Genomic DNA, 12,865 nt, shown 5'->3' on the forward strand with positions numbered 1-12,865 from the left:
GGCGAGATTATGTTTGATATCCTTTTGTACCTTTTCGAAAATATCGTTAACGACAACTCAGAGCTTTGGGTTGACGAAGGTGAATTAACCAAAGAGCTTAAAAAGGCAGGTTTTCACGAAGACGATATTTACAAAGCGCTGATGTGGTTAGAGGATCTAGCCGATCTGCAATCTAACGACATTGCTCCTTTCATTATTGGGCAGACTGCCCTATCCAGTCGTATCTTTACCCTTGAAGAGTCCATGAAGCTCGATACTGAATGTCAGGGTTTTCTATTATTTCTAGAACAAATCAATTTACTAGATGTAGCCACTAGAGAAATGGTTATTGACCGAGTAATGGAACTGGAAGAGTCTCAAATAGGCCTTGATGACCTTAAGTGGGTTGTGCTCATGGTGCTCTTTAATGTGCCCGGTAAAGAAGCTGCATTTGAACAAATGGAAAACCTAGTATTTGAAGAGCCAGACGGCCTACTTCATTAAACTGGATTAAATTACACGGTTTGACAAAATTTCATTGCTAAAAGAAATGGAGTGGCTAAGATCCTCTCCATCTTCTTTTTAACACCTTGGTATTTATGACTTCAAATTCGAAGGCGACAACACCAACTGATAGCTCAACGAATCAAGTATGCCCTGAATGCAGTGCTGAATTGTTGATTAAATCTGGCAGTAAAGGCGCGTTTTGGGCATGTTCTCAATACCCTAGCTGTGAATATACCAAACCACTGACATCCCACAATGAAGTTCAGGTTGTTAAAGTATTAGATGACGTGTGTTGTCCAGAGTGCGAAGGCGACCTTGCGGTAAAATCTGGTAAATACGGTATGTTCATTGGCTGTACTAATTACCCTGATTGTCACTTTATTGTAAAAGAAGATGACGACGAAGACTATGAACCAGTTCCTTGTCCAGCTTGCGATAAAGGTGAGTTACATCAGCGCTCAGGCAAAAAAGGCAAAGTTTTTTATGCCTGCGACCAATACCCTAAATGCGACTTCTTACTAAATGACAGGCCGCTCAATCACACTTGCCCTGACTGCCAGAGTCCGTTATTGGTGCTCGACAAGAATAATCATCAACGATGCATAAACAAGTCTTGTGGGTATACTCACACAGAAGCTTAATTTACATATAGATTGCGATGAAGAATATGACTGACTCAAATTTAATTAAACCCACAAATGAAATAGAAGCTTTACAGCAAGGTGAATTGATTGTTTACCCTACCGAGGCTGTTTGGGGTATAGGGTGCGATCCTGAAAATGAAGCTGCGGTAATGAAACTGCTAGCTGCGAAAAATAGGCCTGTAGAAAAAGGCTTGATACTCGTGGCGCAAAATTTATCACAATGCCATGACTACTTTGATTTTGATAAAGTGCCAATTGAAAAGAGGCCTGAGATATTTTCATCTTGGCCAGGCCCTATTACTTGGCTATTACCAGCTAAAGCTTCAGCGCCTAAGTGGATCACTGGTGGTAGCGATATGATTGCTATTCGTATAAGCGCCCACCCTACTATTCAACGTATTTGTAAAACGTTTAATCGCCCTATTGTGTCTACGAGTGCCAACCGTACAACAGAGCCGGTATGTAATAATATTGGTGAAGCAATGAAAGTATTTGGTAGTGATGTTTCTATATATGTAAATGAATCACTCGGCGGTAGCGATAAACCATCGATAATTAAACATTCTTTAACTGGCGAAATCTTCAGGAGTTAGTTTTGCACGAACACAAGTTATTGGAACAAGCAAAATCGTTTTTTATGTCTTTACAAGACAATATTACTCAGCAGCTTTCAAAATTAGATGGCGGCGAATTTGAGCAAGATCAATGGATTAGAGAAGAAGGCGGCGGTGGCCGAAGTCGAGTTTTAAAAGACGGCAATGTATTTGAACAAGCAGGTGTTAATTTTTCCCACGTTTTTGGCGCAAATATGCCAGCATCGGCTACAGCACACCGACCAGAACTAGAGGGTCGCAGCTTTAATGCCTGTGGTGTTTCACTCGTGATTCACCCACGCAATCCTCATATCCCGACCACTCACGCAAATGTTCGTTTTTTTATTGCTGAAAAAGAAGGTGCAGAGCCAGTTTGGTGGTTTGGTGGTGGTTTTGACCTTACTCCTTATTACCCAATAGAAGAAGATGTTGTTCACTGGCATCAGACGGCATTTGATTTGTGCGCACCATTTGGTGACGATATTTATCCAAAGTATAAAAAGTGGTGTGATGAATACTTTTACTTAAAACACCGTGAAGAGACTCGAGGTGTTGGTGGATTATTTTTTGACGATTTAAACGAGTGGGGATTTGAAAAAAGCTTTGAATTTACCAAAGCGGTTGGCAATGGTTTTATAGACGCTTATCAGCCTTTAGTAGAAAAACGTAAAGACACTCCGGTGACTGAGCATCAACGACAGTTTCAGCTTTATAGACGAGGACGTTACGTAGAGTTTAATTTAGTTTGGGACCGTGGCACTTTATTTGGTCTGCAAACTGGCGGACGAACGGAATCTATCTTAATGTCGATGCCGCCTTTGGCACGCTGGGAATATCAATATAGCCCTGAAGCTGGATCGCTAGAAGCGCTTTTATATGAGCGCTACCTGCAGCCACAAAACTATCTTAATCTATAGTTAATAGTTAATAGTTAATAGTTAATAGTTAATAGTTAATAGTTAATGCGAGTGCCTTGGGGTTTCCTAGCCACTCGTCTATCACCTACTGATTAATCATATGAGCAGCTAATTGATCAAACTTAGCTCGCAAGTCAGCTTTTAACACTGGGTCGTCGGCCAGTACTTTATCGAGTGCAATGGTCATACATAACATCCATTGTTCATACATTTTATGATCTATCGCAAACGGTAAATGTCTCGCTCGAAGTCTCGGGTGGCCGTATTTTTCTGCAAATAAGTCAGGTCCACCTAACCAGCCACTTAAAAATTCGAAAAACTTAACTCTAATTGCATTCATTGGTTGCGGATGAATACTATGAAGTTCTTCTGCGTCTGTGTTATTTTCCATTTCATCATAAAAAGCATTGGCCAATAGCATTACTTTATCTTTGCCCATGCGGTCATATGGTGACTGACTTGGTGAAAGATGGGATTGGTAGTTACCCTTTTGCTGGTCGTTGCCGAGTAATTTTGATTTCAGTTTATTTAACATAAGAAGCTCATGAAGAAATTTTTAGTAATTGGAAATCCAATCGCGCATTCAAAGTCGCCTATTATACATGAAGAATTCGCAAAACAACTTGGTATAGAGCTTACTTACAGTAAACAATTATTAGAATTAGATAGCTTTGAAGAAGACGTATTGAAGCTTTTTGAAAATGGTATTGCTGGGGCTAATGTAACATTGCCATTTAAAGAAAGAGCTTTTAGCTTATGTAAGCATGTTACTGACCGAGCAAAATTATCTGGGGCCGTTAATACTTTATATATAAAAGACAATACTCTCTTTGGTGACAATACAGATGGTGAAGGCTTAGTGAGAGATCTTGTATACAACGAGGTAACTATTGAAGACCGTCGTATATTAGTGATTGGAGCTGGTGGCGCTACGCGAGGTTGCATCCCTGCCTTGTTAAATGCGAAACCGAAATCTATTATGATTGCTAATCGCACAAAAGACAAAGCGCAGCGAATTGTCGACGAGTCTAATAGTGAAAAGCTATCTGCCTTGGGTTTAGATGAAGTAACTGACTCATTTGATATTGTAATCAATGCAACTTCAAGTTCAGTATACAAAGAGTTACCTGTTGTGAGCTCTATTATATTTAGCGAAGCGATCGCAGTATATGACATGTACTATTCAAACGAACAAACGTCCTTTTTAGCATGGGCTGAGAAAATTAATCCAGATGTAACGCTTATTAATGGGCTAGGAATGTTAGTTGAACAAGCTGCTGAGGCTTTTTATGTTTGGAATGGTGTGATGCCAAAAACGCAGGCAGTACGGAATCTATTGTCTAACGTATAGTCGTGATTGACTAGGCCATCTATTCATTTCTATATTAGGTCCCCTTTTATTAGGCTCCCTTCTATTTATGTTACCTACCGTTGTGGTTAATAAGATAGGTAACATATATAAGTAAAACCTAGGAATGTTCTTCTATATATTCATTTTTAAGTTTTACATAGTTTTGTGACGATATAGTTAAAAATGCTAATTCAGACTCCTTTAATGGTCTTGCTTGTTTAGCTGGGTTTCCTACATATAGATAACCGCTTTCTAATACTTTGTTCGGTGGCACTAATGAACCTGCACCTATGATGACATCATCATTAACAATTACGCCATCCATAATTATTGCACCCATACCTACTAATATACGATTACCGAGCTGACACCCATGCAACATTGCTTTATGGCCAACGGTGACGTCTTCTCCTATTATTAAAGGATTGCCGTTTGGGTTTCCTTTAGATTTTCGAGTTACGTGAAGCACACTTCCGTCTTGTACGTTTGTCCTTGCACCTATAGATATAGTATTAACATCTCCCCTTGCTGCAACAAGTGGCCAAATACTAACGTCTTGCTCTAACGTTATATCACCATAAAGAACGGCACTATCATCTATGTAACAGTTTTCTTTTATTGTAGGCGTTATACTTTTATAAGACTTAATGTTTCTCATGATTAGCTCCCATTAGCTAAGGTAAGGCTTAAATATCCTACTTTTCGAACAAATAAGCCAATAAATATGCGGTTTGTAGTTATTATAGCCAAACAAAAATCTTTTTCAAAAAAGCGCTTGCGCAACGTAATTAGATCTCTATAATGCGTCCTCGTTGTCAGGGAGACATCAAACGGCTTGAAACGTTAAGTGAAGGTGGTTTGGATTGACTCAAAACGGTTTAGAAAACTTCTTCAAAATAACGAAAAAGATTTACTAAAAACGTTGACAACGAATTAGGGAAGTGTAGAATGCGCATCCCGGTTGAGACAGAGTCGAGACCAAGAGCAGAAAGGCTCTAAACGTTCTTTAACAATTTGTAATTAATTATTTGTGTGGGCACTCCGATGAGTAGTAACAAAACACACTAAGGTTCTTCTTCGGAAGGCAGCTTAGTACTTGTAACTATCAATTGAGTGTCTGAACGAAATTTATTTGAACAGAATTCAATGGGTAGCGATTAAACTTTTAAGTGAAGAGTTTGATCATGGCTCAGATTGAACGCTGGCGGCAGGCCTAACACATGCAAGTCGAACGGTAACAGAACTAGCTTGCTAGTTGCTGACGAGTGGCGGACGGGTGAGTAATGCTTGGGAATTTGCCTTTAGGTGGGGGACAACAGTTGGAAACGACTGCTAATACCGCATGATAGCTACGGCTCAAAGGGGGCTTCGGCTCCCGCCTTTAGAGAAGCCCAAGTGGGATTAGGTAGTTGGTGAGGTAAAGGCTCACCAAGCCCACGATCCCTAGCTGGTCTGAGAGGATGATCAGCCACACTGGAACTGAGACACGGTCCAGACTCCTACGGGAGGCAGCAGTGGGGAATATTGCACAATGGGCGAAAGCCTGATGCAGCCATGCCGCGTGTGTGAAGAAGGCCTTCGGGTTGTAAAGCACTTTCAGCGAGGAGGAAAGCTTAGTCGTTAATACCGGCTAGGTGTGACGTTACTCGCAGAAGAAGCACCGGCTAACTCCGTGCCAGCAGCCGCGGTAATACGGAGGGTGCGAGCGTTAATCGGAATTACTGGGCGTAAAGCGTACGCAGGCGGCCATTTAAGTCAGATGTGAAAGCCCCGGGCTCAACCTGGGAACTGCATTTGAAACTGGATGGCTAGAGTGCGACAGAGGGTGGTAGAATTTCAGGTGTAGCGGTGAAATGCGTAGAGATCTGAAGGAATACCAATGGCGAAGGCAGCCACCTGGGTCGACACTGACGCTCATGTACGAAAGCGTGGGTAGCAAACAGGATTAGATACCCTGGTAGTCCACGCCGTAAACGATGTCTACTAGCAGTTTGGAGCTTAAGCTCTGTCTTGCGCAGCTAACGCATTAAGTAGACCGCCTGGGGAGTACGGCCGCAAGGTTAAAACTCAAATGAATTGACGGGGGCCCGCACAAGCGGTGGAGCATGTGGTTTAATTCGATGCAACGCGAAGAACCTTACCATCTCTTGACATCCAGAGAATTTAGCAGAGACGCTTTAGTGCCTTCGGGAACTCTGAGACAGGTGCTGCATGGCTGTCGTCAGCTCGTGTTGTGAAATGTTGGGTTAAGTCCCGCAACGAGCGCAACCCTTATCCTTAGTTGCCAGCACGTAATGGTGGGAACTCTAAGGAGACTGCCGGTGACAAACCGGAGGAAGGTGGGGACGACGTCAAGTCATCATGGCCCTTACGAGATGGGCTACACACGTGCTACAATGGCAAGTACAAAGGGTTGCAAACTCGCGAGAGTAAGCGGATCCCATAAAGCTTGTCGTAGTCCGGATTGGAGTCTGCAACTCGACTCCATGAAGTCGGAATCGCTAGTAATCGTGGATCAGAATGCCACGGTGAATACGTTCCCGGGCCTTGTACACACCGCCCGTCACACCATGGGAGTGGGCTGCAAAAGAAGTGGATAGCTTAACCTTCGGGAGGGCGTTCACCACTTTGTGGTTCATGACTGGGGTGAAGTCGTAACAAGGTAGCCGTAGGGGAACCTGCGGCTGGATCACCTCCTTATATACGAAGTTACACCTTCGAAGTGTTCACACAAATAATTAATTACGAATAATGAGCGAGAAAGCTGCAAGCTGTTAGCTGCATTCGAGAGTTTGTAGCATAAACGATAGGCCTGTAGCTCAGCTGGTTAGAGCGCACCCCTGATAAGGGTGAGGTCGGCAGTTCAAGTCTGCCCAGGCCTACCAAAATCTCACCTGACTGCGTTATTTCGTTACTTGTTTAGATAGTCTAAACCGCGTAACAAAATGCCTTGTCAAATGTGATTTGGACAATCGTTTTAATGACGTGACTTCAGTATGGGGCTATAGCTCAGCTGGGAGAGCGCTTGATTTGCATTCAAGAGGTCCGCGGTTCGATCCCGCGTAGCTCCACCATACTGACACTCAGTTTCTCGATTCAAAACCCTAAACCATACACATTAGTTAGTGTGCATCGTTTAGAGTTTTTTATAAACTCATGCTCTTTAACAATTTGGAAAGCTGATAAAAAAATAAGGTAAACATTATTGTTTATTTATTTGTTATTCAACAACTAAAAAAATAATTTTGATTATCACTGTAAGAGAAAACTCAAGCGTTATTTATGTCAGGTTCTTGGCCTTATACAAGTCAAGTAACCAATAAATATGACACATAATATACTACTGAATCTGCGAGAGCATTTAAGGTTGTATGGTTAAGTGAATAAGCGTATACGGTGGATGCCTTGGCAATTGGAGGCGATGAAGGACGTGTTAATCTGCGATAAGTCTGGTTAAGGTGATAAAAACCGTTATAAACCAGAATTTCCGAATGGGGAAACCCACCCTTTTTAGGGTATCGTATAGTGAATACATAGCTATACGAAGCGAACCCGGAGAACTGAAACATCTAAGTACCCGGAGGAAAAGAAATCAACCGAGATTTCCTAAGTAGCGGCGAGCGAACGGGAAACAGCCGAATCAGCATGGTTTAGTGGAATGCTCTGGAAAGTGCAACGATAGTGGGTGATAGTCCCGTACACGACAAGCCATGTTGGACATATTAAGTAGGTCGGAGCACGAGAAACTTTGACTGAAGATAGGGGGACCATCCTCTAAGGCTAAATACTCCCAATTGACCGATAGTGAACCAGTACCGTGAGGGAAAGGCGAAAAGAACCCCTGTGAGGGGAGTGAAATAGAACCTGAAACCGTATACGTACAAGCAGTAGGAGCAGACTTGTTCTGTGACTGCGTACCTTTTGTATAATGGGTCAACGACTTATATTTTGTAGCAAGGTTAACCGAATAGGGGAGCCGTAGGGAAACCGAGTCTTAACTGGGCGAATAAGTTGCAAGGTATAGACCCGAAACCCGGTGATCTAGCCATGGGCAGGTTGAAGGTTGAGTAACATCAACTGGAGGACCGAACCCACTAACGTTGAAAAGTTAGGGGATGACCTGTGGCTAGGAGTGAAAGGCTAATCAAACCGGGAGATAGCTGGTTCTCCCCGAAATCTATTTAGGTAGAGCCTCGGACGAATACTTACGGGGGTAGAGCACTGTTTGGGCTAGGGGGCCATCCCGGCTTACCAACCCCATGCAAACTCCGAATACCGTAAAGTAATATCCGGGAGACACACGGCGGGTGCTAACGTTCGTCGTGGAGAGGGAAACAACCCAGACCGCCAGCTAAGGTCCCAAAGTTTATGCTAAGTGGGAAACGATGTGGGAAGGCTTAGACAGCTAGGAGGTTGGCTTAGAAGCAGCCACCCTTTAAAGAAAGCGTAATAGCTCACTAGTCGAGTCGGCCTGCGCGGAAGATGTAACGGGGCTAAGCATAACACCGAAGCTGCGGTAGCGAATTTATTCGCTAGGTAGGGGAGCGTTCTGTAAGTGGTTGAAGGTGGATTGAGAAGTCTGCTGGACATATCAGAAGTGCGAATGTTGACATGAGTAACGATAATGGGGGTGAAAAACCCCCACGCCGAAAGACCAAGGGTTCCTATCCCATGCTAATCAGGGTAGGGTAAGTCGGCCCCTAAGGCGAGGCAGAAATGCGTAGTCGATGGGAAACAGATTAATATTTCTGTACTTTTAATCATTGCGATGGGGGGACGGAGAAGGCTAGGTGAGCACGGCGATGGTTGTCCGTGTGAAAGTGTGTAGGTAGGCTGCTTAGGTAAATCCGGGCGGCTAATACTGAGACACGAGACGAGTCACTAAGGTGATGAAGTCATTGATGCCATACTTCCAGGAAAAGCCTCTAAGCTTCAGATGATTAAGAACCGTACCCCAAACCGACACAGGTGGTCAGGTAGAGAATACTAAGGCGCTTGAGAGAACTCGGGTGAAGGAACTAGGCAAAATGGTACCGTAACTTCGGGAGAAGGTACGCCCACGTTAGGTGAAGACACTTGCTGTCGGAGCTGAAGTGGGTCGCAGTGACCTGGTGGCTGCAACTGTTTATTAAAAACACAGCACTGTGCTAAATCGAAAGATGACGTATACGGTGTGACACCTGCCCGGTGCCGGAAGGTTAATTGATTGGGTTATCTTCGGAGAAGCTCATGATCGAAGCCCCGGTAAACGGCGGCCGTAACTATAACGGTCCTAAGGTAGCGAAATTCCTTGTCGGGTAAGTTCCGACCTGCACGAATGGTGTAATGATGGCCACGCTGTCTCCACCCGAGACTCAGTGAAATTGAAATCGCAGTGAAGATGCTGTGTACCCGCGGCTAGACGGAAAGACCCCGTGAACCTTTACTACAGCTTGACACTGAACATTGAACCTACATGTGTAGGATAGGTGGGAGGCTATGAAACTTGGACGCCAGTTCAGGTGGAGCCATCCTTGAAATACCACCCTTGTATGTTTGATGTTCTAACATTGGCCCCTTATCGGGGTTGTGGACAGTGTCTGGTGGGTAGTTTGACTGGGGCGGTCTCCTCCCAAAGAGTAACGGAGGAGCACGAAGGTTTGCTAAGTACGGTCGGACATCGTACGGTTAGTGTAATGGTAGAAGCAAGCTTAACTGCGAGACGGACATGTCGAGCAGGTACGAAAGTAGGTCATAGTGATCCGGTGGCTCTGTATGGAAGGGCCATCGCTCAACGGATAAAAGGTACTCCGGGGATAACAGGCTGATACCGCCCAAGAGTTCATATCGACGGCGGTGTTTGGCACCTCGATGTCGGCTCATCACATCCTGGGGCTGAAGTCGGTCCCAAGGGTATGGCTGTTCGCCATTTAAAGTGGTACGCGAGCTGGGTTTAGAACGTCGTGAGACAGTTCGGTCCCTATCTGCCGTGGGCGTTGGATGATTGAGAGGGGCTGCTCCTAGTACGAGAGGACCGGAGTGGACGAACCGCTGGTGTTCGGGTTGTCATGCCAATGGCATTGCCCGGTAGCTACGTTCGGAATCGATAACCGCTGAAAGCATCTAAGCGGGAAGCGAGCCTCGAGATGAGTCATCCCTGACAGTTTAACTGTCCTAAAGGGTCGTTGAAGACTACAACGTTGATAGGTAAGGTGTGGAAGTGCTGTGAGGCATTAAGCTAACTTATACTAATTGCCCGTGAGGCTTAACCATACAACGCTTAAGTGTTCTCCTAGAGAGATAATCAAAGTTACCTTATTTTATTCAGTTTTCTAATTGTTAAGACAATTTAAGTAAGCGGTGTTTATAAAACATCGATTACAAACAGCTTTGCCTGGTGGCAATAGCGCTGTGGACCCACCTGATTCCATTTCGAACTCAGAAGTGAAACGCAGTTGCGGCGATGGTAGTGTAGCATTTGCTATGCGAGAGTAGCTCACCGCCAGGCTCCCATACTGACCCCTTGCACGTTGTGCGAGGGGTTTTTTATTGCCTACGATTTATATCTCATTCCTTTTAACTCCTTTTATTGTTTGGAATTTGACCATACCAGCTACAACATCGCACTGATGTGGCTGCTCTAAGATTCCCTCCCTTACCTCTGATCTATTTGTTTTGAAAAAAATACGTATAATTCATCAATAATATTAAGAATTAGGGCTTCATATGTTTATTTTAGATCACAGAATAGAGCGTGATTCGATTTTAATTGCAGAGTTACCTCTCAGTCAGCTGAGGCTACAGAACGATCAACGGTATCCATGGTTAGTGTTAGTCCCGAAAGTCGAAGGTGCTAAAGAAGTTCATGAACTTAAAGTTGACGAGGCTCAGCAGTTATTAAAAGAAAGTAATGTTGTTGCAAACGCACTGGCTATAGTAACTGGTTGCAAAAAGGTTAATGTCGCTAACTTAGGTAACGTAGTAGAGCAGTTGCATTGGCATGTAGTTGCTAGGTTTGAAAATGACCTAACCTGGCCAGGTCCTATATGGGGTATTGGTGAAGCAGAATGTTGGGAACAAAAAAAGAGACTTACTTTCGTAGAGTCTCTCCTTAAAGAAATTCAGTCAAATCAAGAAATTAAAGTATTTCCAGCTTAATACTGAACTCAAGTAGTTAGCCATTCCTTGTATATACAAGCTTGAAACTACAAGCTTAATAGAAAGTACGGCTAACTAATTTGATAATTAAACGTTGTCGTTTAAGAATTCAACTAATTGAGTTTTGCTTAACGCACCAACTTTAGTTCCTACTACAGCACCATTTTTGAATAGTAATAATGTTGGAATACCACGAACACCAAATTTAGGTGGTGTATTAGGGTTTTGGTCAATATTCAACTTAGTAATAGTTACTTTGTCAGACATTTCTTCTGCAACTTCACTAAGAATAGGAGCGATCATTTTACAAGGACCACACCATTCTGCCCACAAGTCTACTAAAACTGGCTTGTCGCTGCTGATAACTGAATCGAAGCTGTCGTCAGTTATGTTGATAATTTTATCGCTCATTTAATACTCCGCATTTAATATATAAATAATATACTTCTATTGTGATTAATTTGTTTCTTATTGCAAGGCTAAAGGTTATGCTTATTCGTTATGAATAAGACACATTTAACTGAAACAAAATTTTCCGACTTTTCAATACATCCAGATGTATTAAAAGCCCTATCCTCTGCTGGTTATGCAAATTGTACCCCGATTCAGGCCATGTGTATGCCCTTAATCGAAAAAGGTGTCGACATTGCAGGTCAAGCACAAACAGGGACCGGGAAAACCATCGCATTTCTTACAGCGACCTTTAATAAACTTCTTAACGTAGAAGCTAAAGGCCAGCCAAGAGCTATTATTTTAGCCCCAACCCGTGAGTTAGCCATCCAAATTCATAAAGACGCAATTGCGTTTGCTGAAGCTACTGGTTTAACTCTTGGACTTGTTTATGGGGGCGAAGGGTACGAAAGTCAACGCAAACAATTAGAACAAGGTGTAGACGTACTAATTGGCACGACGGGTCGCGTAATTGATTATTTAAAACAAGGTATTTATAACCTAGATAGTATTCAAGCTGTTGTTTTAGACGAAGCAGATAGAATGTTTGATCTTGGTTTCATCAACGACATCCGTTACTTATTTAGTAAAATGCCAGCGAGTTCAGAAAGAGTTAACTTAGTTTTCTCAGCAACAATGAGCTATAAAGTAAAAGAATTAGCTTATTCGCACATGAACGAACCGACTCATGTTCAAGTTGAACCTGAGAGAATGACTGGAACTCGTATTAGTGAAGAGCTCTTTTATCCAGAATCAGATAAAAAACCTTTATTACTTTTATCTTTAATTGAAGATGACTGGCCAGAAAAAGCCATCGTATTTACCAATACTAAACACGCATGTGAGCAGGTTTATAATTGGTTAAAGGCTGATAAACATAGAGCCGGTCTACTAACTGGTGACGTTAACCAGCGTAAGCGTTTATCTATTTTAGAAGCGTTCGCAAAAGGTGATATCGACTTCTTAGTAGCAACAGATGTTGCAGCTCGTGGTCTACACATTCCAGAAGTATCTCATGTTTATAACTATGATTTACCTGATGATCGTGAAGATTATGTGCATAGAATAGGACGTACAGGGCGTGCGGGTGCCAGTGGCGCAGCTATCAGCTTTGCGTGCGAATCTTATGTATATAACTTACCTGCAATAGAAGAATATATTGGTCATGCTATTCCTGTAAGCCAATATGATTCTGAAGCGTTGTTGGATGATGTACCTAAACCTCGTTATACGAAGAGAAGACATCATCATGGCCAGCGCCGCAGAAGTAACTAATAACAGTTAAGG

At 43.1% G+C, this 12,865-nt stretch carries 10 protein-coding genes, 2 tRNA genes and 3 rRNA genes; 12 read left to right on the plus strand and 3 right to left on the minus strand.

The genetic code is table 11. The features are described 5' to 3' along the window. Window positions 1-9: 9 nt before the first annotated feature. From GNP35_RS14350 to hemF, 4 genes are all read left to right on the plus strand, one after another. On the plus strand, window positions 10-483 hold the full coding sequence (locus GNP35_RS14350; RefSeq protein ID WP_155696919.1) for a DUF494 family protein: 474 nt from the start codon (window positions 10-12) through the stop codon (window positions 481-483). A gap of 95 nt (window positions 484-578) precedes the next feature. Continuing rightward, entirely contained in the window at window positions 579-1,127 is a 549-nt protein-coding gene (locus tag GNP35_RS14355) for a DNA topoisomerase family protein (RefSeq protein WP_155696921.1), read from the plus strand. 17 nt (window positions 1,128-1,144) lie between these two features. Then, window positions 1,145-1,723: an L-threonylcarbamoyladenylate synthase type 1 TsaC gene (gene tsaC, locus GNP35_RS14360; protein ID WP_414153702.1), complete on the plus strand. Its 579-nt coding sequence runs from the start codon at window positions 1,145-1,147 to the stop codon at window positions 1,721-1,723. Between the two features lie 2 nt (window positions 1,724-1,725). After that, window positions 1,726-2,640 (plus strand): oxygen-dependent coproporphyrinogen oxidase, encoded by a 915-nt coding sequence (gene hemF / locus GNP35_RS14365; RefSeq protein ID WP_155696925.1) that lies wholly within the window; start codon window positions 1,726-1,728, stop codon window positions 2,638-2,640. 85 nt (window positions 2,641-2,725) lie between these two features. Here hemF and GNP35_RS14370 read toward each other — a convergent pair whose 3' ends face one another. Then, on the minus strand, window positions 2,726-3,175 hold the full coding sequence (locus GNP35_RS14370; RefSeq protein WP_155696927.1) for a group II truncated hemoglobin: 450 nt from the start codon (window positions 3,173-3,175) through the stop codon (window positions 2,726-2,728). 9 nt (window positions 3,176-3,184) lie between these two features. Between GNP35_RS14370 and aroE the strand changes: the two genes are divergently transcribed. Beyond that, the gene (aroE, locus tag GNP35_RS14375) at window positions 3,185-3,991 is read left to right on the plus strand and encodes a shikimate dehydrogenase (protein ID WP_155696929.1); all 807 of its coding nucleotides are present in this window, start codon (window positions 3,185-3,187) and stop codon (window positions 3,989-3,991) included. 118 nt (window positions 3,992-4,109) lie between these two features. Here the strand turns inward: aroE and GNP35_RS14380 are convergent, their stop codons facing one another. Continuing rightward, window positions 4,110-4,649, minus strand: coding sequence for a gamma carbonic anhydrase family protein (locus tag GNP35_RS14380; RefSeq protein WP_155696931.1), 540 nt, complete (start codon window positions 4,647-4,649; stop codon window positions 4,110-4,112). Between the two features lie 508 nt (window positions 4,650-5,157). Between GNP35_RS14380 and GNP35_RS14385 the strand changes: the two genes are divergently transcribed. The 6 genes from GNP35_RS14385 to GNP35_RS14410 all read left to right on the plus strand — a co-directional run bounded on the left by GNP35_RS14385 (window position 5,158) and on the right by GNP35_RS14410 (window position 11,128). Continuing rightward, window positions 5,158-6,691, plus strand: a 16S ribosomal RNA gene (locus GNP35_RS14385). A gap of 108 nt (window positions 6,692-6,799) precedes the next feature. Further along, a tRNA-Ile gene (locus GNP35_RS14390) sits at window positions 6,800-6,876 on the plus strand. A 113-nt stretch (window positions 6,877-6,989) separates the two neighbouring features. Further along, window positions 6,990-7,065: transfer RNA gene (locus GNP35_RS14395), tRNA-Ala, on the plus strand. Window positions 7,066-7,364: 299 nt separating this feature from the next. Continuing rightward, a 23S ribosomal RNA gene (locus GNP35_RS14400) occupies window positions 7,365-10,243 on the plus strand. A gap of 120 nt (window positions 10,244-10,363) precedes the next feature. Continuing rightward, window positions 10,364-10,478, plus strand: a 5S ribosomal RNA gene (rrf, locus tag GNP35_RS14405). The 16S, 23S and 5S rRNA genes sit together here with 2 tRNA genes alongside, the layout of an rRNA operon. A 218-nt stretch (window positions 10,479-10,696) precedes the next feature. Continuing rightward, a complete protein-coding gene (locus GNP35_RS14410; protein WP_155696933.1) occupies window positions 10,697-11,128 on the plus strand; it encodes an HIT domain-containing protein in 432 nt (143 codons plus the stop codon). An 87-nt stretch (window positions 11,129-11,215) separates the two neighbouring features. Here the strand turns inward: GNP35_RS14410 and trxA are convergent, their stop codons facing one another. Continuing rightward, window positions 11,216-11,539: a thioredoxin TrxA gene (gene trxA / locus GNP35_RS14415; RefSeq protein WP_155696935.1), complete on the minus strand. Its 324-nt coding sequence runs from the start codon at window positions 11,537-11,539 to the stop codon at window positions 11,216-11,218. A 90-nt stretch (window positions 11,540-11,629) separates the two neighbouring features. Between trxA and rhlB the strand changes: the two genes are divergently transcribed. Further along, the gene (rhlB, locus tag GNP35_RS14420) at window positions 11,630-12,853 is read left to right on the plus strand and encodes an ATP-dependent RNA helicase RhlB (protein ID WP_155696937.1); all 1,224 of its coding nucleotides are present in this window, start codon (window positions 11,630-11,632) and stop codon (window positions 12,851-12,853) included. Window positions 12,854-12,865: the final 12 nt, after the last annotated feature.

It is taken from the genome of Psychrosphaera haliotis (genome assembly GCF_009728465.1).
In the GTDB taxonomy this organism is placed as follows: Bacteria; Pseudomonadota; Gammaproteobacteria; order Enterobacterales; family Alteromonadaceae; genus Psychrosphaera; species Psychrosphaera haliotis.

Bases quoted from the DNA above. Each gene is read 5' to 3' on its own strand.
- GNP35_RS14350 (WP_155696919.1), top strand. From the start codon at position 10: ATGTTTGATATCCTTTTGTACCTTTTCGAAAATATCGTTAACGACAAC.
- GNP35_RS14355 (WP_155696921.1), top strand. From the start codon at position 579: ATGACTTCAAATTCGAAGGCGACAACACCAACTGATAGCTCAACGAAT.
- tsaC (WP_414153702.1), top strand. From the start codon at position 1,145: ATGAAGAATATGACTGACTCAAATTTAATTAAACCCACAAATGAAATA.
- GNP35_RS14370 (WP_155696927.1), bottom strand. From the start codon at position 3,175: ATGTTAAATAAACTGAAATCAAAATTACTCGGCAACGACCAGCAAAAG.
- aroE (WP_155696929.1), top strand. From the start codon at position 3,185: ATGAAGAAATTTTTAGTAATTGGAAATCCAATCGCGCATTCAAAGTCG.
- GNP35_RS14380 (WP_155696931.1), bottom strand. From the start codon at position 4,649: ATGAGAAACATTAAGTCTTATAAAAGTATAACGCCTACAATAAAAGAA.
- GNP35_RS14410 (WP_155696933.1), top strand. From the start codon at position 10,697: ATGTTTATTTTAGATCACAGAATAGAGCGTGATTCGATTTTAATTGCA.
- trxA (WP_155696935.1), bottom strand. From the start codon at position 11,539: ATGAGCGATAAAATTATCAACATAACTGACGACAGCTTCGATTCAGTT.
- rhlB (WP_155696937.1), top strand. From the start codon at position 11,630: ATGAATAAGACACATTTAACTGAAACAAAATTTTCCGACTTTTCAATA.